General features: G+C 72.8%; 25 protein-coding genes. 15 read left to right on the top strand and 10 right to left on the bottom strand.

What is annotated here, in order from left to right; all coding sequences use genetic code 11:
* Positions 1-43: 43 nt before the first annotated feature.
* Positions 44-1,309 (bottom strand): bifunctional phosphopantothenoylcysteine decarboxylase/phosphopantothenate synthase, encoded by a 1,266-nt coding sequence (locus BIU89_RS14580; RefSeq protein ID WP_071247912.1) that lies wholly within the window; start codon positions 1,307-1,309, stop codon positions 44-46.
* Between the two features lie 64 nt (positions 1,310-1,373).
* On the opposite strand from BIU89_RS14580, the gene BIU89_RS14575 reads away from it, so the two are divergent.
* Positions 1,374-2,165: an NRDE family protein gene (locus BIU89_RS14575; RefSeq protein WP_071247574.1), complete on the top strand. Its 792-nt coding sequence runs from the start codon at positions 1,374-1,376 to the stop codon at positions 2,163-2,165.
* Between the two features lie 220 nt (positions 2,166-2,385).
* On the opposite strand, the gene BIU89_RS14570 is transcribed toward BIU89_RS14575, so the two are convergent.
* Positions 2,386-3,324, bottom strand: a complete 939-nt coding sequence (locus tag BIU89_RS14570; RefSeq protein ID WP_071247571.1) for an SDR family oxidoreductase — start codon at positions 3,322-3,324, stop codon at positions 2,386-2,388.
* Between the two features lie 145 nt (positions 3,325-3,469).
* Here BIU89_RS14570 and BIU89_RS14565 point away from each other — a divergent pair, with 145 nt between their 5' ends.
* From BIU89_RS14565 to BIU89_RS14555, 3 genes are all read left to right on the top strand, one after another.
* Positions 3,470-4,579, top strand: a complete 1,110-nt coding sequence (locus BIU89_RS14565) for an LLM class flavin-dependent oxidoreductase (RefSeq protein WP_111233255.1) — start codon at positions 3,470-3,472, stop codon at positions 4,577-4,579.
* 211 nt (positions 4,580-4,790) lie between these two features.
* Positions 4,791-5,453, top strand: coding sequence for a hypothetical protein (locus BIU89_RS14560; RefSeq protein ID WP_083404391.1), 663 nt, complete (start codon positions 4,791-4,793; stop codon positions 5,451-5,453).
* A gap of 300 nt (positions 5,454-5,753) precedes the next feature.
* Positions 5,754-6,245 carry a pyridoxamine 5'-phosphate oxidase family protein gene (locus BIU89_RS14555; protein ID WP_071247568.1) on the top strand — a complete coding sequence of 164 codons (492 nt, stop codon included), beginning with the start codon at positions 5,754-5,756 and terminating at the stop codon, positions 6,243-6,245.
* 157 nt (positions 6,246-6,402) lie between these two features.
* On the opposite strand, the gene BIU89_RS14550 is transcribed toward BIU89_RS14555, so the two are convergent.
* The gene (locus tag BIU89_RS14550; protein WP_083404389.1) at positions 6,403-7,650 is read right to left on the bottom strand and encodes a hypothetical protein; all 1,248 of its coding nucleotides are present in this window, start codon (positions 7,648-7,650) and stop codon (positions 6,403-6,405) included.
* A gap of 204 nt (positions 7,651-7,854) precedes the next feature.
* Here BIU89_RS14550 and BIU89_RS14545 point away from each other — a divergent pair, with 204 nt between their 5' ends.
* Both BIU89_RS14545 and BIU89_RS14540 read left to right on the top strand, forming a co-directional pair.
* Entirely contained in the window at positions 7,855-9,264 is a 1,410-nt protein-coding gene (locus BIU89_RS14545; protein WP_071247565.1) for an MFS transporter, read from the top strand.
* Positions 9,265-9,397: 133 nt separating this feature from the next.
* Complete coding sequence (locus BIU89_RS14540; protein ID WP_051596881.1) at positions 9,398-10,174, top strand: endonuclease/exonuclease/phosphatase family protein; 777 nt, start codon at positions 9,398-9,400, stop codon at positions 10,172-10,174.
* Positions 10,175-10,763: 589 nt separating this feature from the next.
* Here the strand turns inward: BIU89_RS14540 and BIU89_RS14535 are convergent.
* The 3 genes from BIU89_RS14535 to BIU89_RS14525 are packed head-to-tail and all read right to left on the bottom strand — an operon-like array spanning position 10,764 to position 13,494.
* The gene (locus tag BIU89_RS14535; RefSeq protein WP_071247562.1) at positions 10,764-11,438 is read right to left on the bottom strand and encodes a methionine ABC transporter permease; all 675 of its coding nucleotides are present in this window, start codon (positions 11,436-11,438) and stop codon (positions 10,764-10,766) included.
* Positions 11,435-12,544, bottom strand: a complete 1,110-nt coding sequence (locus BIU89_RS14530) for a methionine ABC transporter ATP-binding protein (protein WP_071247559.1) — start codon at positions 12,542-12,544, stop codon at positions 11,435-11,437. Before BIU89_RS14530 ends, BIU89_RS14535 begins: the two co-directional genes overlap by 4 nt.
* Positions 12,544-13,494 (bottom strand): MetQ/NlpA family ABC transporter substrate-binding protein, encoded by a 951-nt coding sequence (locus BIU89_RS14525; protein ID WP_071247556.1) that lies wholly within the window; start codon positions 13,492-13,494, stop codon positions 12,544-12,546. Before BIU89_RS14525 ends, BIU89_RS14530 begins: the two co-directional genes overlap by 1 nt.
* A 177-nt stretch (positions 13,495-13,671) precedes the next feature.
* On the opposite strand from BIU89_RS14525, the gene BIU89_RS14520 reads away from it, so the two are divergent.
* Entirely contained in the window at positions 13,672-14,181 is a 510-nt protein-coding gene (locus BIU89_RS14520) for a 2'-5' RNA ligase family protein (protein ID WP_071247552.1), read from the top strand.
* Positions 14,182-14,297: 116 nt separating this feature from the next.
* Here the strand turns inward: BIU89_RS14520 and BIU89_RS14515 are convergent, their stop codons facing one another.
* The 3 genes from BIU89_RS14515 to BIU89_RS14505 form a co-directional block, all read right to left on the bottom strand.
* Positions 14,298-15,545 carry a D-arabinono-1,4-lactone oxidase gene (locus tag BIU89_RS14515; protein WP_071247549.1) on the bottom strand — a complete coding sequence of 416 codons (1,248 nt, stop codon included), beginning with the start codon at positions 15,543-15,545 and terminating at the stop codon, positions 14,298-14,300.
* Positions 15,546-15,653: 108 nt separating this feature from the next.
* On the bottom strand, positions 15,654-17,135 hold the full coding sequence (locus BIU89_RS14510; RefSeq protein ID WP_027466292.1) for an MDR family MFS transporter: 1,482 nt from the start codon (positions 17,133-17,135) through the stop codon (positions 15,654-15,656).
* A 167-nt stretch (positions 17,136-17,302) separates the two neighbouring features.
* Entirely contained in the window at positions 17,303-17,584 is a 282-nt protein-coding gene (locus BIU89_RS14505; protein ID WP_071247546.1) for an acylphosphatase, read from the bottom strand.
* Positions 17,585-17,728: 144 nt separating this feature from the next.
* On the opposite strand from BIU89_RS14505, the gene BIU89_RS14500 reads away from it, so the two are divergent.
* The 7 genes from BIU89_RS14500 (at position 17,729) to BIU89_RS14470 (ending at position 24,390) form a co-directional block, all read left to right on the top strand.
* Positions 17,729-18,436, top strand: coding sequence for an NUDIX hydrolase (locus BIU89_RS14500; protein ID WP_071247543.1), 708 nt, complete (start codon positions 17,729-17,731; stop codon positions 18,434-18,436).
* Between the two features lie 8 nt (positions 18,437-18,444).
* On the top strand, positions 18,445-19,716 hold the full coding sequence (nadA, locus tag BIU89_RS14495; protein WP_071247541.1) for a quinolinate synthase NadA: 1,272 nt from the start codon (positions 18,445-18,447) through the stop codon (positions 19,714-19,716).
* A gap of 32 nt (positions 19,717-19,748) precedes the next feature.
* Positions 19,749-21,473, top strand: a complete 1,725-nt coding sequence (locus BIU89_RS14490; protein WP_071247538.1) for an L-aspartate oxidase — start codon at positions 19,749-19,751, stop codon at positions 21,471-21,473.
* Positions 21,470-22,393 carry a carboxylating nicotinate-nucleotide diphosphorylase gene (nadC, locus tag BIU89_RS14485; RefSeq protein WP_071247535.1) on the top strand — a complete coding sequence of 308 codons (924 nt, stop codon included), beginning with the start codon at positions 21,470-21,472 and terminating at the stop codon, positions 22,391-22,393. The genes BIU89_RS14490 and nadC overlap by 4 nt, the downstream gene beginning before the upstream one ends.
* Before the next feature lie 2 nt (positions 22,394-22,395).
* Positions 22,396-23,535, top strand: coding sequence for a cysteine desulfurase family protein (locus BIU89_RS14480; protein ID WP_071247532.1), 1,140 nt, complete (start codon positions 22,396-22,398; stop codon positions 23,533-23,535).
* A gap of 79 nt (positions 23,536-23,614) precedes the next feature.
* Complete coding sequence (locus BIU89_RS14475) at positions 23,615-23,881, top strand: hypothetical protein (protein ID WP_111233264.1); 267 nt, start codon at positions 23,615-23,617, stop codon at positions 23,879-23,881.
* 218 nt (positions 23,882-24,099) lie between these two features.
* The gene (locus BIU89_RS14470) at positions 24,100-24,390 is read left to right on the top strand and encodes a hypothetical protein (RefSeq protein WP_071247526.1); all 291 of its coding nucleotides are present in this window, start codon (positions 24,100-24,102) and stop codon (positions 24,388-24,390) included.
* 60 nt (positions 24,391-24,450) lie between these two features.
* Here the strand turns inward: BIU89_RS14470 and BIU89_RS14465 are convergent, their stop codons facing one another.
* Positions 24,451-24,918 carry an MSMEG_6728 family protein gene (locus BIU89_RS14465; RefSeq protein ID WP_071247521.1) on the bottom strand — a complete coding sequence of 156 codons (468 nt, stop codon included), beginning with the start codon at positions 24,916-24,918 and terminating at the stop codon, positions 24,451-24,453.
* 88 nt (positions 24,919-25,006) lie between these two features.
* Between BIU89_RS14465 and BIU89_RS14460 the strand changes: the two genes are divergently transcribed.
* On the top strand, positions 25,007-25,603 hold the full coding sequence (locus BIU89_RS14460) for an NAD(P)H-dependent oxidoreductase (RefSeq protein ID WP_042538253.1): 597 nt from the start codon (positions 25,007-25,009) through the stop codon (positions 25,601-25,603).
* Positions 25,604-25,635: the final 32 nt, after the last annotated feature.

The raw sequence follows: 25,635 nt of genomic DNA, 5'->3' as shown, positions 1-25,635 counted from the left end.
GGTCCTCGGAACCACGTCAGTGCCCGTTCACGTCAGTGCCCGTTCACGTCAGTGCGGTCGCGACGAGGTCGAGGACCGCCGTCGCCACCTCGGCCTTCGTGCCGGAGGTCTCGCGGACCACCTCGCCACCGGGCACCAGGACCTCGATCGCGTTCTCCTCGCGCTCGAAGCCGGCCGACCAGCCGACGTGGTTCACGACGAGCAGGTCTGCGGGCTTCCGGCTGATCTTGGCGCGCCCGAGCTCGATCCGCGCGTCGCGGTCGGGTTCGGTCTCGGCGGCGAACCCGACGATGATCTGCCCCGTCCGCCGTGCCGCCACGAGGTCGGCGAGCACGTCCGGGTTCCGAACCAGCTCGAGCGTCATGCGCTCGCCCTGTGCGTCCTTCTTGAGCTTCTCGGTGAGCACCTCGGCCGGACGGTAGTCGGCGACCGCGGCGGTCATCACGACGACGTCGGCTTCGGCGGCGGCGGTGTGCACGGCCTCGGCGAGTTCGAGCGCGGACCCGACGGGCACCACGGTCGCGTCCAGCCCCGCGGTCAGCGAGCCCTCGACGTTCGCGGCGACGAGGGTCACGGATGCCCCACGACGGACGGCATCGGCGGCGATCGCGATGCCCTGGCGGCCGCTCGAGCGGTTGCCGACGAACCGCACCGGGTCGAAGGGCTCGCGGGTGCCGCCCGCGCTGACGACGACGCGGACGCCGGCCAGGTCGCCCTGTTCGCCACGGGCGCCGGTGCCAGCCCCCGAGCCGTCCGCGTCGCGACGGCCGGCCGGTGCGGGGTGCTGGTCGAGCACGGCGAGCGCGGCGGCGACGATGTCCTCGGGCTCCGCCATCCGACCGATGCCCGCATCGTCGCCGGTGAGTGCGCCGACGACCGGGCCGACCAGGTGGACGCCGCGGTCACGCAGCGCGGCGACGTTCGACCGGGTCGCGGGGTGCTCCCACATCTGCGGGTGCATCGCGGGGGCGACCACGACGGGAGCCTCGGTCGCGAGCAGCGTCGTGCCGAGCAGGTCGCTCGCCAGGCCGTGCGCCATCCGGGCGAGCGAGTCCGCGGTGGCGGGCGCGATGACGACCAGGTCCGCCCGGCGACCGAGCGCGACGTGGCGCACCTCGGCGACGTCGTCCCACACGCTCGTGGTGACGGGGTTGCGACTGAGGGCCTCGAGCGTCGGCAGTCCGACGAAGCGCAGGGCGCCCTCGGTCGGGACGACGTGCACGTCGTGGCCGCGCTTGACCAGGTCGCGGACGACCCCGACGGCCTTGTAGGCGGCGATGCCCCCGGTGATCCCCACGATGACGGTCAGGGCGCGCTCTGCTGCTGCGTTCACCTGGCTCACGCTACCGGGGCCACGTGCGAGGATCGACGGCATGTGCACCGTCGTCGTCCGCGTCGACCCCGGGTCCGCGTGGCCCGTCACCGTGCTCGCCCTGCGGGACGAGTCGCCCGAGCGTCCGTGGGACCCGCCCGCTGCCTGGTGGCCGGACCGCGACCCGGACCTCCGTGGTGTCCGTGACCGCTCCGCCGGTGGTGCGTGGCTCGCCGCGTCCGACCGAGCCGGCCTGGCCGTGGTGCTCAACCGCGCCGAACCCGTGACGAGCGTCGACGGCACCTGGACGACTCGTGGCGTGGTGCCGGTGGACGCCGTCGCCGACGACCTGCTGCCCGGTCACGACGGCACGTTGCCGACCACGCGGGCCTTCAACCTGGTGCGCGCCACGGCCGAGGGCGCCTCGGTGCTGACCTGGGACGGCGAACAGGTCCGCGCCACCGACCTCGGCCCCGGCGTCCACATGGTCACGCACGGTGCGGCCGACGACCCCGCAGCGCCACGCATCGGTCGGTGGCTCGAGGCCTTCCGTGCCGTCGACGCCCCGTCCGGCCCGCCGGTGCTCGGATCGTTCGACGAACTCCGCACCGTGGACTCCGGTGGTGACGCCGGGGACGGCTGGGGCGGCTGGTTCGGCGTGCTCGCGGAGTCCGCAGCGCTGCCGAGCGACCACCCCGACGCGATCCTCCGCGACGTGCACGAGGCCGAGGGCCACATGACGACCCTGTCGATCGTCGCCGCAGCGATCGCGCCGGGCCGCACCGTCCTGCAGCACGCCCGCCTGACCGAACCCGGTCGGCTGGACGGGTCGGTGGAGCTGCACCGCGCCTGACGTCGGCGGCGTGCCGGACCCGCCCCGGGCCTCCCGTCCGCGCCCCGCGCCCGCGTCCCGGCGCGCACGACGTCCGAGTGGTGCGAGGTTGCGTCCTCGGTGCGACCCGCGCCCCCTCGCACCACGTCCGGAACCTCGCACGGGTCGCGGCGCCCCTCGCACCGTGCGAGGGGCGCGACCAGCGCGGCTAGCGCGGCCAGCGCGACCCCCGCGGTCGCGGCTAGAGCGGTGGGCGCGTCCCGGTGAGGTCCTCGGCGACGGCCCAGAGCGAGCGGGCGAGGTCGGCGCTCCGCGCGGATCCGGGGATCGACACGGTGGTGGTCGGACCGGTCATGCCGAACGGACCCGAGGGGCCGTAGTACGCGCCGCCCACCGCGTTCGGCCCGACCGCCGCGTACAGCAGCGGCTCGGTGCCCTGCTCGACGGCCTGGGTGAACGGCAGGGCGCGGTTGCTCGACCGCACCGGCTTCGACCGACCGAGCGAGCGTCCCGCGGCCTGCAGGTTCGTCCGGGTGTAGCCGGGGTGGGCGGCGGTGCTGACCAGGGGCACGTCGGCCTCGACCGTCAGGCGGTGCAGGTGCAGCGCGAGCAGCAGGTCGGCGAGCTTCGACTGCGCGTAGGCGCGCCAGCCGTTGTAGCCGCGCTCCCACTGCAGGTCGGCGAAGCGGATCCGGCCGGGGATCGCGGCGAGGCTCGACATCGTGACGACCCGGGGCGCCTCGGCCAGGGGGCCGTCGGTGAGGGGCGTGCGCGCACGCAGCAGGGACGGCAGCAACAGGTTCGTCAGGGCGAACGGGCCGAGGAAGTTCGTGCCGAACTGCAGCTCGAAGCCGTCGACGGTCTCGAAGCGCTCCGGCGGCGCCATCACGCCGGCGTTGTTGACCAGGACGTCGATCGGACGTTCCTCGTCGACGATGCCGCTGGCGAAGCGGCGGACGCTCGCCAGGTCGGCGAGGTCGAGTTCGCGGACCTCCACGTCGGCTGCGGGGTGGGCGGCGCGGATGCCGGCGGCGGCGGTCTCGCCCTTCTCGGTGCTGCGGACGGCGAGCACGACGCTGGCGCCGGCTCCGGCGAGGCGCAGGGCGGCCTCTTGTCCGGTGCCGCTGTTGGACCCGGTGACGACGATGCGGCGTCCGGTCTGGTCGGGGAGGTTCGGCATGCGGGTGACCGTACTCGTCCGGGCTGGCCGACCCCGGCCGCGCGCCGCCCGGGCCCAGTCCCGGTCCGGCCGCTGACGCCGTGCGCGCACGCCGCCGCCGTGCTATGTTGATGCAAACGCATGGAAGTGCGACCAGGAGGACACCATGAGCAACGCATTCGGCACCGACCGTCCCTCGGACGTCCCGCCGCCCGCACCCGACCGGATCGGACCGCTGCAGCTCGGCCTCGACACCTTCGGCGACGTCACCGAGCGCGCCGACGGCAGCCTGCAGTCCGACGCGCAGAGCATCCGCGACGTCGTCGACCAGGCCGTCCTCGCCGACCAGGTCGGCGTCGACTTCATCGGCGTCGGGGAGCACCACCGAGCCGACTTCGTCGTCAGCGCCCCCGAGGTCGTCCTCGCCGCGATCGCCGCCAGCACCGAGCGCATCCGCATGGGATCAGCGGTCACGGTGCTGTCCTCCGACGACCCCGTCCGCGTGTACGAGCGCTTCGCCACCGTCGACGCCCTGTCGAACGGCCGCGCCGAGGTCATCCTGGGCCGTGGATCCTTCACCGAGTCGTTCCCCCTGTTCGGCTACGAGCTGAGCGACTACGAGGTCCTGTTCGAGGAGAAGCTCCAGCTCTGGGCGGCCCTGCGCGGCGGCGACGCCGTCACCTGGTCCGGCACGAAGCGCGCGGGCCTGGTCGACCAGGACGTCTTCCCGAAGCTCGAGCACGGCGCCATCCCGACCTGGATCGGCGTCGGCGGCTCCCCGCAATCGGTCATCCGTGCCGCGTCGTACGGCCTGCCGCTGTTCCTCGCCATCATCGGCGGGCAGCCCGCCCAGTTCGCCCCGTTCTCGCGCCTGTACCGCCAGGCCCTCGCGCAGCTCGACCTGCCGCAGCAGCCCATCGCGATGCACTCGCCCGGCTTCGTGGCCGCCACCGACGAAGAGGCCGCCGAGCGCTACTGGCCGTACCACAAGGCCGTCACCGACCAGCTCGGCCGGGAGCGCGGCTGGCCGCCCCTCGACGTCGCCGGGTACCGCGCGAGCCTGTCGGCCGGCGGTTCGCTCTACGTCGGCTCCCCGGAGACCGTCGCCCGGAAGGTCGCGCGCAACATGCGGATCCTCGGCGCCTCGCGCTTCGACATGCGGTACGCCACGGGTCGTCTGCCGCACGCCGACATGATGCGCTCGATCGAGCTCTACGGCACCGAGGTCGCACCCCGCGTGCGCGAGCTGCTGGCGCAGCCCGTCCCCGTCGCCTGACGGACGCCGGTCCGGTCCGGTCCGGTCCGGTCGGTCCGGTCCGCAAAACACCGGTGTTCGCGCTCCACACCACCCTTCGCGGGTGTTCGGAACGTGGACACCGGTGTCTTGCGTTCAGGTTCCGGCGGGCAGCGGGCGCGCGGGCAACGGCCGGGAGGCCCGGGGTGGCCGCCGAGATCGGCTCACGGGGGCCGCGGGTACGGTCCAGGGCATGTCGTCACGCCCCGACCACGCCTCCGGTCCCGCTGCTGGTCACGCCTCCGACTCCGTCGTCGAACGCCGGTTCCGCGGCCGGATCATGGGCGTCGGCACCACGTCGGGCGTCCGGATCGTCGTCGGGATGTGGGACCGCTCGCCGTTCGGCCCCTTCACGGACGTGTTCCTCGAACTCCCCGACGGCACCAGCGTGCTGCTCGCACCCGACGAGATCGTCGCCGCGTACGTCTCCGGCACCTACCGCTTCGACACCGTCTCGGTCGTCGACGTCCGCGCCCGCCGCACCGCCGGCGGCCTCGAGCTGTCCGCCGGGGCACTGCAGGCCTCGATCGACGTCGGCGGCATCTCGCCGCTCGGCCGGATCCTGCGCATCGTCCCGAAGCCGATCGCCCGCGACCCGCGCTGGCTCGCGGCGATCGACCCCGTGGCACGGCTGCTCGCGCCGGGGTCCGGCACGGCGGGATCGGCGGGCAACGGTCGCCGCGAGTACTACGGCGTGACCGGGGCGCACGACGTCACCGGCGTGCGGGGGACCTGGGCGGGGGAGCCGCTCGGGGGCCTGGCGCCGCTCGACCCGCCCGTGGCGTTCGGCTTCGCCTCGATGCCGAAGATCCCGCAGGTCGTCGACGTCGAGACCACCATCCGCGAACCCGCCTGACCCCGGCCTCCCTGCCGCGCGCCCGGCCCCTGTCCCACTTCGTGAGCAGGAACGGTCGGTTCGCCGGTGTGGAGGCGACATCGTGTGCTCACGATCCCGACGTCGTGGACAGCACGCGTGCCGGGCGGGGGCGGCGTGGCGGACGTGTGCCGGGCCTCCAGGCCGACCTGGACCGGACCACCTCGACGCGCGGGGCTGACGCGTCCAGCGCCGGAGGGGCACACTGGTCGGAACGGTACGGCCCCGTGCACCGACGGTCGCACGTCGAGCGGAGCGGGGCGCATGACGCAAAGGAGCACCATGACCGACACACAGACGGACCAGCGCGCCGCCATCTCGGACATCGTCCACGGCGCCCACACGGCACTGCTCACCACGGTGAGTGAGGACGGGAACCTGCACGCCAGGCCCCTCGCGGTGCAGGACAAGACGTTCCACGGGACCCTGCGGTTCCTGGTGCAGGACGGCAGCGAGAAGGTCGAGGACATCGCGCGGAACCCGCACGTCAACGTCTCGATCGAGTCGCAGGGCGGGTACCTGTCCATCGCCGGGACCGCGACCGTGACCCAGGACGACTCGGTCGTCGACGAGCTGTGGTCCCCGTTCGCCGAGGCCTGGTTCCCGGAGGGCCGCCAGGACCCGTCGATCCGGCTGCTGACGGTCGAGGGGGTCTCGGTCGAGTACTGGACCCAGGACACCGGTCCGGTCGGCAGCCTGGTGCAGATGTTCAAGGCGGCGCTCGGCAAGCAGAGTCAGCCGGACACCGGCGACCACGGCACGATCGAGCTCTGAGGCGCGACGCCTGAGACGCGACGCATGACGCACGACGCGCGACGCCGCCGTCCTGTCGGGACGGCGGCGTCGTGTCATGTCGGGGCGCGGGGCGCGGGGCGCGGGGCGCGGGGCGCGGTGTCGTGCCCGGTGCATGCTCGGGCTGCGCGTCAGCCGCTCACGGAGGGCCGAGCAGCCACAGCACCGCGACCAGCACCGGCTGCCCGGCCAACGCGGCCGTCACGAAGGTCCACCGCATCCAGGGCTTCGCGACCAGCTCGGGTGACCCGAACAGCGGCGCGAGCGGCATGAGCAGCCGCGGGGTCGAGGCCATCGGCAGCGACACCGCGAAGATGTACAGCGCGTACGCGGCCGAGTACAGCACCGTCGTGGGACCGAGCCGCAGCGTCGACCGGCGCAGCAACCAGACCGGGTACGTGACGAGCAGGAACACCACGATCAGGATCCCGCCCACGCCGAGCCAGCGCCCCGCGATCAGGAACCACGGCGTCAGCGGCACGAAGTCCACCCGGCCGATGAAGTTCACCCACCAGGACATCTCGGTCTCCAGGTAGGCGTTCGGCGTCCCGGTGACGTGCGAGGCGATCACCGGCCAGGCGAGCCCGGCGAGGACCATGGTCAGCCCCGCGGCGACGACCCGGACCTGCTCGCGGAGCGGGAAGCCCTCGAACACCCGGCCGGTCTCGCGCCGTGCACGGACCCACCGCACGAGTGCGACGACGCCGAGCACGAGCGGGATCGCCAGGGCGCCCGGGCGGGTGAACGCCGCGGCGACGCCGAGTGCCGTCAGGAGCCCGTAGCGCCGACGCTCCAGGGCGAGCAGCGCCCCGAACGACAGCGCGAGGAACATGCTCTCCGCGTACCCGACCTGCAGCAGGAACGAGAGCGGACCGCAGCTGAAGAAGAAGACCGCCCACATCGCCGCGGCGTGCCCGGCCCGGTCCCGCACCAGGCGGTGCAGCAGGTAGGTGGCGAGCAGTCCGGCGACGATCGCGACGAGCGGGGCGCCGAGTTCGAACGGCACCCCGGTCGAGGCGGTCAGCGCCCGGATCGTGAAGGGGAACGCCGGCAGGAAGGCCCAGGCGTTCTGTGCGACGTTGCCGGCGGCGTCGAGCGGCAGCGCGTCGGGGTACCCGTGCAGCGAGATCTGCTCGTAGTACTGCCCGTCCCACGCCACCAGGAAGGCGCCGAACCCGTGCTCGTTGCCCCAGATCGCGTTTCCCGGAAGCGCACGATCGATGAGCGGGTACGCGAGCGCGAGCCACAGGGTCGACAGGACCCGGCCGCCCGTCCAGACGAGCAGGACCGCCGCCCACGCCGGCAGGGAGGCCACGGTGTCCAGGACACGTCGTCGACCGCTGGCCGTGCCCGCGGCGACCACAGCGGCGCTGTCGGTGCGGCTCACGCGCGAGTTCCTCGGCGTTCGGGTGGTCGGGTCGGCACCCGGCCAGGGTAGTCGGCCCGAGCATGAGGATCGCCCGGAACCGCGCCTGGAGGCCCGTCCCGCGTCGTGCGCGCCGCGTCGCGCAAGGTGGGCGGCCGGTGCGGCGTCCGGCGGGCGGCCCGTCCGTGACGGCGCGGACGTCCGCGGGCATAGTCTCGGTGGGCGATGACGACGACGGCGACGACACCCAGACGACGGACGGGCAGCACGGCGGTCGCCGTGCTGGTGGCCGGGACCTTCTTCATGGAGCTCCTGGACGGCACGATCCTGGCGACCGCCGCCCCGGCCATGGGGCGTGACCTCGGGGTCGACTCCGCCGCGGTGGGCGTCGCGATCACCGCGTACCTCGTGACGCTCGCGGTGTTCATCCCGGTGTCCGGCTGGCTCACCGACCGGATCGGTTCCCGGACCGTCTTCGCCGGTGCCATCGCGCTGTTCACGATCGCGTCGGCCCTGTGCGCGCTGTCCACCGGGCTGGTCGAGCTGACGCTGTGGCGCATCCTGCAGGGCCTCGGTGGGGCGCTCATGGTGCCCGTCGGCCGCCTCGTCGTGCTCCGGAGCGCCGGGCGCGAACAACTCGTCACCGCCATCGCCATCCTGACCTGGCCGGCCCTCGCCGCACCGATCATCGCGCCGTTCATCGGCGGGGTCCTCGTCGAGACGCTGACGTGGCACTGGATCTTCCTCATCAACATCCCGCTCGGCGTCATCGCCTTCGTCGCCGCCCTGGTGCTCGTGCCGCAGGAGCGTGCGGCGCAGCGCGTGCCGTTCGATTGGTTCGGGTCGCTGCTCGCCTGCGTCGGGCTCGGCTCGCTCGTGGTGATGGCCTCGCTGCTCGCGCTGGAGGTCGTGCCGGTCACCGCGGTCGTCGTCTCCGGGGTCCTCGGCGCGGTGTGCTGCTGGCTCGCGATCCGGCACTTCCGCCGGGCTCCGCACCCGATCATGGGGCTCGACGCGTTCCGACTCGAGACCTTCCGGGTGTCGCACGCCGGCGGCAGCCTGTTCCGCCTGGCGGTGTCCGCGGTGCCGTTCGTGCTCCCGCTGCTGTTCCAGGACGCCTGGGGCTGGAGCGCCGTGCTCGCCGGGTCCGCGGTGCTGTGGGTGTTCGTCGGCAACCTCGGCATCAAGCCGATGACGACCCCGTTCCTCCGCTGGTTCGGCTACCGCCCGGTGATCATCGTGTCGTCGGCCGTCGCCGCGCTGACCGTGGTCGCGATGGCGTTCATGACCGAGGACACCCCGTTCTGGCTGCTCGCCGTGCTGCTCGTCGTCAGCGGTGCAGCCCGCTCCGTGGGCTTCACGGCGTACAACACGATCGCCTTCGCCGACGTCGAACAGGCCGACATGACCCCCGCGAACACGCTGTCGTCGACGCTGCAGCAGACCGCCGCGGGCTTCGGTGTCGCCGTCGCCGCCGTGGTCATCCGTGCGGCCTCCGGCCTGGGCGGTGACGGACCGTACACGGCCGCGTTCTGGGTCATCGCCGCCCTGCTCGTCGTCGCCTGCGTCGAGGGCATCCTGATGAGTCGCACAGCGGGCGACACCGTCCGCCCGGTCCGCCGTGTCCGCGCCTGATCCCGCCGCTGTCCGTTTCCGTCACGGTCACACGGACGAAACCCGGCAGGCGTTACAGTCTCAGCAACCGTCCGCGGTACCCGAGTACGGTGACCGCGGCAGGGTGACCGGAACACCCGGACAGGAAGGCAGCATGGCCGCGCCAGAGCAGCAGAGCACGATCGCATCAGAGCAGACCGTGCAGCCCACGCAGCTCCGTGTCGTCAGTTACAACCTCCGCGAGCACACCGCGAACAGCGAGCTCGCCGCACTGGCCGAGGCCTCCGAAGCCGACGTCCTGTGCGTGCAGGAGTGCGACAGCAACGACCTCGCACCGTCGATCGGCGGCCTCTCGCTCGCCGCGTCGACCCGCACCAACCGACTCGGGCTCGCGATCTACAAGCGCGACGACCGCTTCGAGGTGCAGGACTTCAGCATCCACTCCCTGCAGAAGTCGCTGCACGACCGGGTCCTCGCACCCGCGCACGAGCGGCTCATCGCGATGCACCTGCGTGACACCGAGGCCGACGCCGAGGTCGTCGTCGCCTCGTTCCACGCCTCACCGCTCACCGCGACGAACTCGCTGCGCCGCAAGCAGATCGAGGCGGCGCACCAGTTCCTGCGCGAGCTGGCGAAGGACGTCCCCGCGGTCATGGTCGGTGACTTCAACTACCCGTGGTTCCAGACGAACCTGCGCCGCAAGATCGAGCAGCACGGCTTCGCCCTGTCGCTGTCCGACCAGCCGACGTACCTGCGCTACCGCAAGTTCACCGGCCACTTCGACTTCGCGACGAGCGTCGGCCTGCACATCGCCGGCGTCGAGACCCTGCCGGCCGGCATCTCCGACCACCGCCCGATCCTGGTGCGTGCCCACTACGAGCACCCCGGCGAGACCGGCGCCGTCACCACAGTCGAGGCTCCCGCCGCCTGACCTACCGCTGCCGCTGGCCGCTCGTGCCGAGGTCGCTCGACGTGCCGCGGGTGTGGCGTCGAGTGGCCAGGATCTGTTGGTTGCGGGGGCGGCGGGCGACGGTTCGTGCGCCTTCGGCGGAGGTGAGCGGGGAGTCGTGACCGCTCGGCAGTCGGTGCCGAGCGGGTTGGCGGTTCCTCGGTGGCGTGTGCCGAGGTTGCTCGACGTGCCGCGGGTGTGGCGCCGAGTGGTCGGGATCTGTCGGTTGCGGGGGCGTCGGACGACGGTTCGTGCGCCTTCGGCGGAGGTGAGCGGGGAGTCGTGACCGCTCGGCAGTCGGTGCCGTGCGCGTCGTCGGGCGGCGGCGGCTCGTGCCGAGGCAGGTCGACGTGCCGCGGGTGTGGCGTCGAGTGGTCGGGATCTGTCGGTTGCGGGGGCGTCGGGCGACGGTTCGTGCGACCTTCGGCGGAGGTGAGCGGGGAGTCGTGACCGCTCAGCGCACGACGCTGGGCGCGTCCGTCGAAGCGGCGACGCCCTGGAGGCCCGGTGCCGGTCTCGTGGACTGGCACCGGGCCTCCAGGGCGGTGCACCGGCGCCCCGCGAGCCTTCGTCAGCGACGCAGCGTCGCGCGCGCCAAGCGGTTGCCGATGAACTGGCCGAGCTGCACGATGACGACGATCGCCGCCACCGAGACGTAGACCACCCACCAGTCGTAGCGCTGCGAGCCGTAGGTGATCGCGTACTCGCCGAGTCCGCCGCCACCGATCAGCGCGCCCTGCGCCGTCATGTCGACGATGCCGATGTAGATGAACGTGTACCCGAGGATCAGGGGGCCGAGGCCCTCGGGGATGAGCACCGTCAGCAGGATCGACACGGGGTGAGCACCCGAAGCCCGAGCCGCCTCGACGACGCCCGGGTCGACGGACAGCAGGTTCTGCTCGACGATCCGGGACACCGCGAAGGCCGCGGCCAACGAGATCGCGAAGGTCACCGCGGGGACACCGATCGTGGTCTGCACGACGACCCGTGACAGCGGCGCGATCGCCGCGAGGAAGATCACGAACGGGATCGGGCGGATCAGGTTCACGAACACGTTGAGCACCGTGTACGCGGTGCGGTTGCCGAGGACGTTGCCCGGCCGGGTCGCGTACAGCAGCAGGCCGAGCGCGAGGCCGATGATCCCGGCGATGACCAGCGAGATCAGCGACATCACGATGGTGTCGCGGATGGCGGCGAGGAAGACGTCGAACGTGTCGATCACGCTCTGGAACGAGTTGTTGTTCACGCGGCGGCCTCCTCGTCGGTCGTGACGCCGTCGGCGCGGAGTGCGGCGATCGCGGCGTCGATGGAGCCGGGCGCGCCGGACGCACCGGACGCACCCGACCCGCCGGGACCGCCTGGCCGGCCTGGCCCGCCTGGCCCGCCGCTGGCGTCGCTCAGCTCGTAGGTGAGCGACCCGATCCGGCGCTCCCGGATCTCGCCGACCCCGCCGTAGACGAGCTCGGCGGTGACCCCGGCGGCGCGGAACGCGGCGTCGATGCGGTTCTGCAGCCCGGCCTCGTCGGTGATCTGCACCGTGACGAGCCGACCCGGGTGGCGGTCCCGCAGGCGCCGGAGCGTCTCGGGGGAGGGCCGGTCGTGCAGCGCGGTGCGGACGAAGCGCTGCGCGGCGCCGGTCTTCGGAGTCGAGAACACGTCGTAGACGTCCCCGACCTCGACGACCCGCCCCTGCTCCATCACGGCGACCCGGTCGGCGATCTGCCGCACGGCGTCCATCTCGTGCGTGATGACGATGATGGTGACGCCGAGCTCCCGGTTGACCCGGCGGAGCAGCGCGAGCACCTCGGACGTGGTCTCCGGGTCGAGGGCGCTGGTCGCCTCGTCGGCGAGCAGCAGGTCGGGCGATGCGGCGAGGGCGCGTGCGATGCCGACGCGCTGCTTCTGGCCGCCGGACAGCTGCTCCGGGTAGGCGTGGGCGCGCTCGAGCAGGCCGACGAAGTCGAGCAGCTCGGCGACGCGACGGTTCCGCTCGGCCTTCGGCACGCCGGCGACCTTGAGCGGGTACGCGACGTTGCCGGCGATCGTGCGGGACCGGAACAGGTTGAACTGCTGGAAGATCATCCCGATGTTGCGACGCGCCAGACGGCGGTCCCGCTCGGGGATCGCCGTCAGTTCACGGCCCGCGACGGTCACCGTGCCGGAACTCGGCAGTTCCAGCGCGTTGACCAGGCGGACCAGGGTGGACTTGCCGGCACCGGAGTACCCGATGACGCCGAGGACCTCTCCCTGGTGCACGTCCAGGGAGACGTCCTCGACGGCCACCACGGTCTCGCCGGTGTCGGCGCGGCGGTAGTGCTTCGAGACGCCGCGGAGTTCGACGAGGACCGGCACTACTGCTTGGCCGCCTTCGCGTCCTGCTCGACCTGGGCGAGCTCGTCCTGCAGCTTCGAGGCGCTCTCGTCGCGGGCGACGGCCTCGGGCAGGTCCTTCGCGAAGGCCTTCTGCACGGCGTCGTCCTGGAACAGCTCCGCCAGCTCGAGGTAGGTCTTGTTGCCCTTGTCCTCGTCGCGGACGGCGAACACGTTCACGTACGGGGCGGCGCTCGCGCTCGAGGGGTCGTCCTGGTAGATCGCGTCCGAGATCGGCAGGCCGGCGGCGGTGGCGAAGTTGTTGTTCACGACGGCGGCGGCGACGGAGCCCTGCTGCAGCGCGTTCGCGGTCTGCGAGGCGTCGAGGGGCTGGACGTCGACCTTCTTCGTCTTGATGTCGTCCGCGGTGGAGAACGCCGAGCCGCCGTCCTTGAGCGTGATCAGGTCCGCCGCCTGCAGGATCAGGAGCGCACGGGCCTGGTTGATCGAGTCGTTCGGGATCGCGACCTTCGCGTTCGCGGGCAGCTCGGACGGCTTGTCGTACTTCGTCGCGTAGAGCGGCAGCGGGTACACGGCGGTCGAACCGATCGGCTGCAGGTCGTCGTCGGAGGTGACGTTGTAGTCCGCCAGGTACTGGATGTGCTGGAACTGGTTGATGTCCAGCTGGCCGTCCTTGAGGGCGGGGTTCGGCAGCGAGTAGTCCGAGAAGTTCGTCAGCTTGACGGTGACGTTGAGCTTGTCCTTCGCGAGCTTCGTGTACGTGCTCCAGTAGCCGAGCGACTTGTCCGCGACACCGATCGTGACGGTCTTCGGGGCGGCGTCACCGGCGGCACCGGCGTCGTTGCTCCCGGAGCGGACGGCTCCGACGATGACGGCGACGACGATCGCCACGACGACGATCGCGGCGGCGACGATCCAGCCGATCGGGCGCTTGCCCTTCGGCTTCTCGGGCAGTGCGGGGGCTGCGGACATGCTGGTGCTCCTCGTGGGCCGTGCGTGTGGGGGAGCCGCGGTGGTCCGCGGCGTGGAGACGAGTGTGACGTGCGGTCCACCCCCGGGGCGAGTTCCGTTCCGTCGTGTTACGCAGCACTCGACCCGTGCCGCCTGCGGGGGAGCACGCGCCCCGAAACGACTTGGTTGACTCGGACCGTGCGCAGCATCGAACTCGTCCTCGGTCCGGAGTCGGACGCCGCCGTGCGGTCCGCCTGGCAGGCCCTGATCGACGTGGACCTGCCGAGCCTCGGCCGGCACCCGTCGCCGTCGAACGCGCCGCACGTCACCCTGGCCGCCGGGGACACGCTGCCCGTGCCTGCGGGGTTCCGCACGTCGGTGCCGACCTCGATCCGGCTCGGCGGGCTGCTGCTCTTCCCCGCGGGTGCCGGTCGGTCGGTCCTCGTGCGCGCGGTGGTCGTCGACGCGGCACTCACGACCTTCCACGGCGAGGTGCACGCGGTCGCCCCCGGCGGCGTCGAGACGTCGGTGCCCGGGCACTGGTCGCCGCACGTCACGCTGGCCCGCCGGGTGCGTGACGAGGACCTGCCGCGCGCCGTCGCTGCGCTGCGCGCTGTGCCGCTGCCGGAGACGCTCGACGTCGGCGGCGTCCGGCACTGGGACGGCGAGACGCGGACGATCACGCCGCTCGCGTTCACGACCGACTAGCGGGGCACGCATCGGGTGCGTTCCCGCCTCTGGAACCAGGTTCCGGACACCGCACCGCGCGATCCCGTGGTGCCGTGTCCGGAACCTGGTTCCGGGGCACGGCCTGGAGGCCCGGCTCAGGTCCCGAGCACCCGCTCGCCGAACGCGGATGCGAACGTCCGCTCCGGGTCGGCCCGGGCGACGAGGTCGCGGAAGTCCGCCAGCCGCGGGTACAGCCCGGCGATCGCCGCGTGGTCGAGCGAGCTCATCTTGCCCCAGTGCGGTCGGCCGTCGAAGGCTGCGAGCCGGGACTCCAGGTCGGGCAGGAGCGCGGCGACCTCGCCCGGGTGCTTCTTCCAGGTGAACGCGATGCAGAGCACGTCCTCGCCCTGGGTCGGGCTGAGCCAGAGGTCGTCCGCCGACATCGTCCGGAGTTCGCAGACGTGCAGGTGCGGCTGGATCCGGTCGGCGAGCCCCCGGAGCGCATCGAGGGCGGCCGCCGCGTGCCGGAGCGGGACGAAGTGCTCGCTCTGCACCTCGGACCCGTGGCTCGGGACGGACCCGATCGGGAAGTGCGGCAGGCGGTCCCACCACGGGCCGACCGAGCCGTCGCGCGCGGTCCGGCGGTCGTCGCCGGGGGTGCCGGGCAGCCGGCGTGCGCCGGCCAGCGCTTCGGGCACCGGCACGTCCTCGGCGCCGTCGGGGACGCGTGACTTCACCAGGACCTCGGTGATCGCGTCGCCGAACACCGTGTAGGCGCACACCGAGTACGCGGCGGCGTGCACCTCGGCGACGTTCGCCGTGAAGGTGTCCCAGGGGATCGCGCCGTAGACGTCCTGACGCATCCGGTAGGCAGGTTCGACGTCGAGGGTCACCCGGGTCACGATGCCGAGCAGGCCGAGGTGCAGCACGGCACCGTCGAACGCGGGGTCCGTCCGGTCGATCGTCCGGGCGGAGCCGTCCGGACCGAGCACTTCGAACGCGCGCACCGCGGTGGCGAGCGACCCCAGTGCCGTGCCGGAACCGTGGGTGCCGGTCGCGACCGCACCCCCGACCGAGATGTGCGGCAGGGACCCCGTGTTGTGCAGGGCGAACCCGGCCCGGTCGATGTCGGCCGCGACGTCGCCGTACCGGGTGCCGGCCCCGAGCGTGACGGTGCGGTGCTCGGCGTCGACGACCAGGTCGGTGGGGATGCCGGTCAGGTCGAGCAGGGTGCCCGCGGTGTCGGCGACGTCGTTGAACGAGTGCCGGGTGCCGAGGCCGTGCACCCGATCGGCGTCGGCCACGACCTGGGCGGCCTCGTCGACCGACGACGGGCGGACGACCCGTTCGGCCGTGTACGTGACCGTGCCGGACCAGTTGAGCTCGCTCGTCGTCGACCGCATGGCGCCCACCCTGCCACGCGGGCCGGAGACGGGAGCGGGCCGGGCGCCGGTCCCGTCACGGGTTCGGCGTCCGGCCCTGCTCGTCGGTCAGTGCGCGAGGCTCGTCGGTCAGTGCACGGGCGGGGGCGTCGGCGCGCCTTCGGGCACCTCGGGCCGACGGACGAACACCGACGCCAGGATGCCGAACAGCGAGATGATCGCGCCGACCATGAAGGCGGTACCGACGCCCGACGCGGTGGCCACCTGGACCCCACGGGCACCGGAGCCCTCGACGGCGGTGGCCGCACCGATCGTCAGCAGCGTGACGAACAGGGCGGTGCCCGCCGCACCGGCGAGCTGCTGCGCCGTGCCGAGCACCGCGCTGCCGTGCGAGTACAGCTTCGGGGGCAGCCCACCGAGCGCCGCGGTGAACAGCGGCGTGAAGGTCAGGGCCAGGCCGATGCTCAGCACCACGTGCGCACCGAGGACGAACCACACGCTGGTGTCGACACCGACGGTGGAGAGCGCCCAGAGCACGGCGCTGACGATGATCGATCCGGGGATGAGCAGCACGCGCGGGCCACGGCGGTCGTAGATGCGACCGACGATGGGGGAGAGCAGGCCCATCAGCAGACCACCGGGGAGCAGCAGCAGGCCGACCTGCAGGACCTCGAGGCCGAGGACGCGCTCCAGGTAGATCGGCAGCAGGATGAGCGTGCCGAACATCGCCATGAAGCTCAGGCCCATCGCGACGATCGGCACCGTGAAGCCGCGGGTGCGGAAGGTGCGCAGGTCGAGCAGGGCGCTGTCGGTGCGCTGCAGGCGCGTCTGCCGGACGATGAACACCGCGAGGGCGACGGCACCGACGACCAGGGCGGTCACCGGGACGAGCGGACCGGTCGTGCCGGCTTCGCCGATGCTGGACAGGCCGTAGACGATGCCGCCGAACGCGAAGGCGGAGAGCACGACCGAGACGACGTCGATCGGCGCCTTGCGTGGCGTCGAGACGTTCTGCACCTTGACCATGCCGAGGATGAGCGCCGCGATCGCGATGGGCAGCACGAAGCCGAACAGCCAGCGCCACGAGAACGCGTTGAGGATCAGGCCGGAGATCGTCGGGCCGATGGCCGGCGCGACCGAGATGACGATCGAGATGTTGCCCATGATGCGGCCACGGTGCGCGGGGTCGACGAGGGTCAGGACCGTCGTCATCAGCAGCGGCATCATGATCGCGGTGCCGCTGGCCTGCACGATGCGGCCGACGAGCAGGACGGTGAAGCCCGGCGCGAGCAGGGCGATCAGCGTGCCGACCGAGAACAGGCCCATCGCCCAGACGAACACCGGTCGGGTGTTGAAGCGCTGCAGCAGGAACCCGGTGATCGGGATGACGACCGCCATGGTGAGCAGGAAGCCGGTGGTCAGCCATTGGCCGGTCGCGGCGCTGATGTCCAGGTCGTCCATGAGCCGGGGCAGGGCCACGCCCATGATGGTCTCGTTGAGGATGACGACGAACGCGGAGACGAGCAGCAGCCCGATCACGAGTCGGGTCTCGGCAGCGGACGGCTGCGAGACGCTTCCCGTGCGGGGGGCGGAATCGACGGCCTGGGTCATGCGGGTGCTCCTGGTGGGTCACGACGGGTGGAACGGGTGTGGCGCAGGACGCGCAGACAGGCCAACTCCCTGAGTGGATGCGATTATTCCGCTTCGCTCCGACATCCGCAGGTGAACGATCGGTGCCGAGCACGCCGGTCGTCGGCGCAGCTCCCACGCACGTCGGCTCAGTGCAGGATCGCGAACCCGTCGGCGTCGCCGTGCGGTACCACCGACCGCAGGCTGACGTCGGTCACGGTCGCCGACGGCGGCCCGGTGCGCAGGCACTCGACCAACGAGTCCACGGCGACCGAGGGTCCCTCTGCCTCGACCTCCACCGTGCCGTCCCAGAGGTTCCTCGCGTAGCCGACGAGGTCGAGCCCGTCCGCCTTCCGAGCGGTCCAGTACCGGAAGCCGACCCCCTGGACCGTCCCCGACACCACGGCATGCACCCTCGTCACCGTCGTCATGTCCTCCACGCTAACCGCGGCGGCCTCCCGGGAGTTTTCGGCCCCGTGACGATCTGTTTCCGGCTCGTGACGAGCGCACCGCGTCGGCAGTGATAGTGTCATCCCAACCCGAACACTTCGAGTCAAATTGACACTATCTTCATCATGGACGAAGCAGGCATCCGCGTCGCGGTCTCCACCGTGATCGTCGCACTGCGCCCGCACCCCGACACCGGGGCCCCGGCGCTGTGGATGCCGCTCGTCCGTCGCGTCGCCGAACCGTTCGAGGGTTCCTGGGCGCTCCCCGGCGGCTGGGTCGGCGACGACGAGGGCCTCGAGGACTCCGCGGCCGCCCGACTGCGCGAGACGACGAACGTCCAGCCGCGGTACCTCGAGCAGCTGTACGCGTTCGGTGATGTCGCACGTTCCCCGAGCCGCGTGGTGTCGATCGTGTACTGGGCGCTCGTGCACCCGGACGAGGCGAACGTCGTGCCCGACGACTGGAACGTCCGGTGGTTCCTGGCCGACGAGCACCCGCCGCTCGCCTTCGACCACGACCGCATCGTCGAGTACGCCCTGTGGCGGCTGCGCAACAAGATGTCGTACTCGCGGATCGCGCAGGCGTTCCTCGGCGACCGCTTCACCCTCGCCGAACTCCGGGGCGTGTACGAGGCGGTGCTCGGCCGAGCACTCGACCCCGCGAACTTCCGTCGGCAGGTCGAGAAGACCGACGCGGTCCTGCCGACCGACGAGACCACGAGCGGGGGCCGGCACCGTCCGGCCCGGCTGTACCGCTCGAACCCCGACCTGGCCTACGCGGACAACGGCCCGCTGCAGACCGGGGCCGATCAGCACCAGCAGCGGAACCGATAGGAAACCCCGTGTCCATCGCCACGACGATCGAACTCATCTCCAACGGCAGGGCCGCCGGCAGCACCTGCACGCCCGACCTCGCGATGCCGACGTGGGACTTCGACTCCCGCCCCGGGTACGGCCCGGGGTCGTCGATGTCCGACGTCATCCCGACGAGTGCCCCGCGCCAGGGTGTCCTGCCCGACGAGTACAAGACGGCCCCGACCGACGAGCTCCACGAGCGCATCGAGCGGGCGAAGGCCACCCTCGGCGACCGGGTCGTCGTCCTCGGGCACTTCTACCAGCGCGACGAGGTCGTCCGGCACGCGGACTTCCTCGGCGACTCGTTCCAGCTCGCGAACGCCGCCCTGACGAAGCCCGACGCCGAGGCGATCGTGTTCTGCGGGGTGCACTTCATGGCCGAGACCGCCGACATCCTGGCGCGCGACGACCAGCGCGTCATCCTGCCGAACCTGGCCGCCGGCTGCTCGATGGCCGACATGGCGGACATCGACAGCGTCGAGGCCGCGTGGGCGGAGCTGACGGCGGTCTACGGCACCGAGCCCGACGCCGACGGTCGCGTCCCCGTGATCCCGGTCACCTACATGAACTCCGCCGCCGACCTCAAGGCCTTCTGCGGTCGGAACGGTGGCATCGTCTGCACCTCGTCGAACGCCGCGACGGTGCTCGAGTGGGCCTTCGAGCGCGGGCAGCGCGTCCTGTTCTTCCCCGACCAGCACCTCGGCCGCAACACCGCGAAGGCGATGGGCATCAGCACCGACCTGATGCCGATGTGGAACCCCCGGAAGCCCGGTGGGGGCAACACCGCCGCGGAGCTGCTCGAGGCCAAGGTCATCCTCTGGCACGGCTTCTGCTCGGTGCACCGCCGCTTCACCGTCGACCAGATCGACCAGGCCCGCCGCGAGCACCCGGGCGTGCAGGTCATCGTGCACCCTGAGTGCCCGATGGGCGTCGTCGACGCCGCCGACCACGCCGGCAGCACCGACCTGATCCGGAAGACCGTCGCCGCGGCGACCGAGCCGACCACCTTCGCGATCGGCACCGAGATCAACATGGTGAACCGGCTCGCCGCCGAGTACCCGCAGCACACGATCTTCTGCCTCGACCCGGTCGTCTGCCCCTGCTCGACGATGTACCGGATCCACCCGGGCTACCTCGCCTGGGTGCTCGAGGCACTCGTCCGCGGCGAGGTCCTCAACGAGATCGTCGTCCCCGCCGACGTGCAGGCCGACGCCAAGGTGGCGCTCGAGCGGATGCTCGCCGCCAAGCCCCGCGGCTGAGACGCGGACCCGACCGAACGAGGGAGACCACCGTGCACGTCGTCATCGTCGGGTCCGGCATCGCCGGCCTGACCGCAGCGATCCGCGCCAGTGCCCTGCACGACGTCACCCTGGTGACGAAGGGGGCGCTCGCCGACAGCGCCACCGCGTACGCCCAGGGCGGGATCGCGGTGGCGCTCGGCGCCGACGACTCCGCGGCGCTGCACCAGGCCGACACCCACGTCGCCGCGGCGGGCAGCGCCGACGCCCGGGCCGTCGAGGTCCTGTGCACCGACGGTCCGGCCCGCGTCCGCGACCTGCTCGCCCTCGGGGTGCCCTTCGACCGGTCGTCGGACCCGGCGACCCTCGACCGGTACGGCGACGACCTCGCCCGCGGTCGTGAGGCCGCGCACGGCCGGTGGCGCGTCGTGCACGCCGACGGTGACGCGACCGGAGCCGCCATCGAACGCACCCTCATCGCGGCACTGCACCGCCGACACGTCACGATCCTGGAGCGCACGAGCCTGACCGACCTGGTCGTCCGCGGCGGCGTGGTCGTCGGCGTCGACGTCCTCGACCTGCTCGGGGAACCCCGCCGGCTCGACGCGGACGCCGTCGTCATCGCGTCCGGGGGAGCCGGACACCTGTACCGCGAGACGACGAACCCCCTGGTCGCGACCGGTGACGGGGTCGCCGCCGCCTGGCGCGCCGGCGCCGTCCTCGCCGACCTGGAGTTCGTCCAGTTCCACCCGACGCGGCTTGCCGTCCCCGGTGGCGGCCTGGTGTCCGAAGCCGTCCGCGGTGAAGGTGCCGTGCTCCGCGACGCCGCCGGGCACCGCTTCATGACCGACGTGCACCCGGACGCCGAGCTCGCCCCGCGTGACGTCGTCGCCCGGGGGATCGCCGCCGCGGTGCGCGACCAGGGCGGCGCGCCCGTGCTCCTCGACGCCACCGGCCTCGACGCCGCGTTCCTGGTCACGCGGTTCCCCGGACTCACCCGGGCCACCCGCGCCGCCGGGTTCGACTGGACCCGCGAAGGCGTCCCCGTCGCACCGGCCGCGCACTACTCGATGGGCGGCATCGCGACCGACGCCGAGGGCCGCACCAGCCTGCCCGGACTGCTCGCCGTCGGCGAAGCCGCCTGCACCGGGGTCCACGGCGCCAACCGGCTCGCCTCGAACTCCCTGCTCGAGGGACTCGTCTTCGCGGTCCGCGCAGCGGACGCGGTCGCCGCGCCCCGACCCGGCCTGCTCCGCCTGCGCGGGGACGCCGGTCTCCACGTCACCAGCGTGCCCGAAGCGGCCGACGCGATCCGGGCCTCTCCCCACCTGCTCGGCCGTCACGCCGCTCCGCAGGCTCCGCAGCGCGCCGGAACCGGCAGGCGTGGGCCCAGTCCGACCCTGCCTGGAGGCGCGACCCACCTCGACGACGACGGTGCCGTCCGGCAGGCGGTCCAGTCCGTCATGACGGACCGGGTCGGGCTGCTCCGTGACGCCGTCGGGCTGGCCAGCGCACGCCGCGACCTCGACGCGCTGACGGCGCCGACCGGCGGCGGCGTGCGCGAGCACGAGGACCGTGCGCTCCTCGATCTGGCCCGACTCGTCGCGCTCGCCGCCGAGGCCCGCACCGAGTCCCGCGGGGCGCACGCCCGCACCGACCACCCCGACACCGACCCCACCGCCCCGGCCTCGTACGCCTGGGTCGCCGACCACACCGACGAGCACACGGACGAACGCGCCGACGGCTCCGCAGCCGTCCCGCAGGAGGTACCCGCATGACCACCGACCCCGGTACCATCCCGCCGCACGCGCTCCGTCGCGTGATCGAGACCGCCCTCGAGGAGGACGCGCCCTGGGGCGACGTCACCAGCGAGACCCTGATCCCCGCCGAGGCGACCGCGACCGCGACCCTCGGCGCGCGCGAGCCGGGCGTGCTGAGCGGCGGGGCGGTGTTCGTCGCCGTGATGCACGCCGTCGACCCGGCGATCCAGGCCGTGGTGCACGTCGCCGACGGCACGCCCTTCGCGGCGGGCGACGTCCTCGCGACCGTGACCGGGTCGGCGCGGGCCGTGCTGCGGGCAGAACGGGTCGCCCTCAACCTGGTCCAGCGGATGTCGGGCATCGCGACGACCACCGCGGCCCACGTCGCGGCCGCCGCGGGCACCGCCGCGCGGATCGTCGACACCCGGAAGACGACGCCGGGCCTCCGAGCACTCGAGCGGTACGCCGTCCGGTGCGGTGGCGGACACAACCACCGCACCTCGCTCTCCGACGCCGTGCTCGCCAAGGACAACCACCTGGCGGTGCTCCTGGCCGGCGGGATCGGCATCGGCGACGCGATCGCCCAGGCCCGCCAGCGGCTCGGGCACACCGTGCACGTGGAGGTCGAGGTGGACCGCATCGACCAGATCGAACCCGTCGTCGCGGCGGGGGTCGACACGATCATGCTCGACAACTTCACCCCGGACGAACTCGTGACCGGGGTCGGGATCGTCGCCGGGCGCGCGCTCGTCGAGGCCTCGGGAGGCGTCTCGCTCGACACCGTCGCGGCGATCGCGGCCACCGGCGTCGACGTCATCTCGGTCGGGGCGCTGACCCACTCGGCGCGGGCGCTCGACCTCGGGCTCGACATCGACGTCGCGGTGCCCGAGCACGTCGCGGTGCCGACGGAGCACGTCGCGGTGCCCGTGCGGGACTAGTCGTGTTCTACCTGGACCGCGCCGCCACCACCCCGGTCCGCCGCGAGGTGCTCGAGGCGATGTGGCCCTACCTGACGGGGGTGTTCGGCAACCCCTCGTCGACGCACGGCGTCGGGGACGAGGCCGCGCGGGGACTCACCGCCGCACGGGCCGCCGTCGCCGGGGTGCTCGGGTGCCGGCCCGCCGAGGTCGTCTTCACCACCGGCGGCACCGAGGGGGCGAACACCGCGATCAAGGGGATCGCCCTCGCCGCGCCCCGCGGTCGGCACGTCGTCACGAGCGCCATCGAGCACGAGGCGGTGCTGGAGAGCTGCGCGTACCTCGCCCGCTTCCACGACTTCGACGTCACCGTGCTGCCCGTCGGGCCGGACGGCCGCGTCGACCCGGCGGTGCTGCGAGCGGCCCTCCGCGCGGACACCACGCTCGTCTCGATCGCGCACGCCGACAACGAGATCGGCACCGTGCAGGACGTGCCGGCGCTGGCGGCGGTGGCGCACGAGGTCGGGGCGCGGTTCCACACCGACGCCGTGCAGTCCGCGCCCTGGCTGCCGATCGGTCTCGGGGCCCTGGGCGTCGACGCGCTGTCGTTGTCGGGGCACAAGCTCGGCGCCCCGAAGGGCACCGGCGTGCTCGCCGTGCGCTCCGGCGTCCCGCTCGAGCCGCTGCTGCACGGCGGGGGACAGGAGCGGGGGCGGCGGTCCGGCACCGAGGACGTGGCCGGTGCCGTGGCGGTGGCGACCGCCCTCGGGCTGGCGGCGGAGACGGTGCGGTCGGGGGAGGGCACCGCGACCACCGTGCGCGACGCGGTGCTCGACGGCGTGCTCGCCGCGGTCCCCGGCGCGTTCGTCACCGGGTCGCGGGAGCACCGGCTGCCCGGGCACGCGTCGTTCTGCTTCCCGGGCGTCAACGGCGAGACCGTCCTGCTCGAGCTCGAGCAGCGCGACGTGGTGTCGTCGTCGGGCAGCGCCTGTGCCGCGGGCAGCACCGAGGCCTCCCACGTGCTCACGGCGCTCGGGATCCCCGAGGACGTGGCGCGCACCGCGCTGCGCCTGACGTTCGACGGGGCCCTGACGTCCGACGACGTCCCGGCCGTCGTCGGGGCCGTGGCCGACGCCGTGGCGACCGTCCGCGCCCTCGGCTGAGGTGTACTAGACGTTCTACTCCATCTCTGGGTACGTGTCCCCCCTTCTGCGGACAACCGATCTGCGTCAGAGTGTCGTCATGGCAAACGCGATGATGACCCGGACACGACGGGACGACCGCTTCCGAGCGGTGCAGCTCCTGCCGGCGCCGGCCACCCTCGTCGCGCTCGCCCTGGCAGCGCAGCACGACCTCGGCACGGCCCCGCTCGGGATCATCGCCGTGGTCGGAGCGCTCGCGACCGCCGGGAGTGCCCTGCTCCCGATGGTCCGGCCAGCCGCCGCCCACCGGTCGATGCCCGCACCGACCGAGACGGACCGGTACCGAGAGGACACCGAACACCCTTGAGGTCCACCACCGTGCGGTTCCCCTGAACCGAGCCGCGCGGTGGACCCAGACCGGATGTCGACCCCCTGATCGACGTCCGGCGCGGGGCGCGACGTTCCCCCTGTCGTCGTGTCCCGCCGTACACCGCGATCCCGCCGTGGGTCGACGTCCGCACCCCTGAGCGGCGTCGGTTCCCCTGCAGCCCACGGCGGGGTCCGGTTCCCCGGTAGCGTCGTCGCATGCCCTCGTACCGCGTGACCCTGGCGATCGGTGCCCTCGCGCCCGGCACGGCACCGGACGCCGTCCTGCCCGCCGCTGCCGCCCTGGTGCGCGAACACGCCGTGGTCGAGGCCGAGGACGTCCGGCTGCTCCGTGGCGTCCCGTGCGCGGTCGTGCGCTTCGAGGCCGAGGACGACCGTGTCGCCGCGGCCGTCCGCGATGCCGCCGTCGACGGGCTGCGGAGCGTGGTCGAGATCCGCTCCGACGTCGTCACCCGGCGCGAGGGCGGTCGCTGGATCCCGGTCGCCTGACGGGCTGGCGGTCGCCTGACGGGCTGGCGGTCGCCTGACGGTCTGGCGGTCGCCTGACCCTCAGACGGTGTGCGTCGCCGGCTCGGGGGTCCCCGGCCAGACGTAGTCCAGGTCGTCCGGCACGTCGGGGAACAGCTCCCGGTAGTGCTCCGGCGCCTTCTGCACGAGCTTCGACCGGTGCGAGACGTGCAGGGCCTCGTCGTCGTTCCACGGCGGGATCGGCACGTCGCCGCGCTCGTACGCCGCCAGGTCCTCCGGCACACGGCCCAGGTCGAGCAGGGTCTTCTCGAGACACGTGTCGGCGTACCCGCGCTCGGCCCAGACGCGGCAAGTGGCCTCCTGGTACGCCATCAGCGCCGGACGGTAGCCGCGCCACATCGCCGTCACCGGGTGGTGCTGCCAGCCGTAGTCGGGGAGCGTCAGCGCGCGCATCACCTGCAGTGTCTCGACCCGCTGCTTGCCGAGCCGCCGGTCGTCGAGGACCTCGGCGGATGCCCGGAAGTCGGCGTACGGCAGGAAGGTCTGCATGGCGCGGACGCTACCCCGACCGACTGGCACCCGACACATGTCGTCACGAACGTGCCGCTCGCCCCGGCAGCGTGTGAGCATCGACCGCATGAGCGGAGAACTGGTCGTCGGCGTCAGTGGCAGCCCATCGGACCCCTCGCGGACCTCGACCCTGGTCGCGGCGACGGTGGCTCGGTTGGCCGAGGAGATCGACGGCGCCCGGACCGAGACGATCGAGATCGGCCCGCTGCTGGCCGACCTCGGCGCGGCCTCGGGTCGCGAGACGATGTCCGACCGCACGCGCCGGGCCCTCGAGACGGTGGAGGCCGCGGACGTGCTCGTCGTCGGCAGCCCGGCCTTCCGGGCGGCCTACTCCGGTGCCTTCAAGCTGTTCTTCGACTGGGTCGGCCAGTACGACCTCGTCGACACCCCGGTGCTCCTGACCGCCACCGGTGGCAGCGACCGGCACGCCCTGCTCGTCGAGCACCAGATGCGCCCGCTGTTCGGGTTCTTCCAGTCCACCACCCTGCCGCTCGGGGTGTTCGGGAACGAGCGGGACTTCACCAAGCGCGAGGGTGGCTACGACATCGCGAGCGTCGACCTGGAGCTCCGCATCGACCAGGCCGTGCGCCGGGCCGTGCCGCTCATCCGCGGCGGCTTCGCCACCGCCGGCCTGAACGACGTGCGGCGGCCCGCCGAGTTCTGATCAGCGTGCCCGCGCCCGGCTCTTCCGGGCGT

This window comes from Curtobacterium sp. MCBA15_005 (assembly GCF_001864855.1).
In the GTDB taxonomy this organism is placed as follows: Bacteria; Actinomycetota; Actinomycetes; order Actinomycetales; family Microbacteriaceae; genus Curtobacterium; species Curtobacterium flaccumfaciens.
The sequence above is the reverse complement of the archived record's forward strand: the minus strand, read 5'-3'. Positions and strand labels throughout refer to the sequence as shown.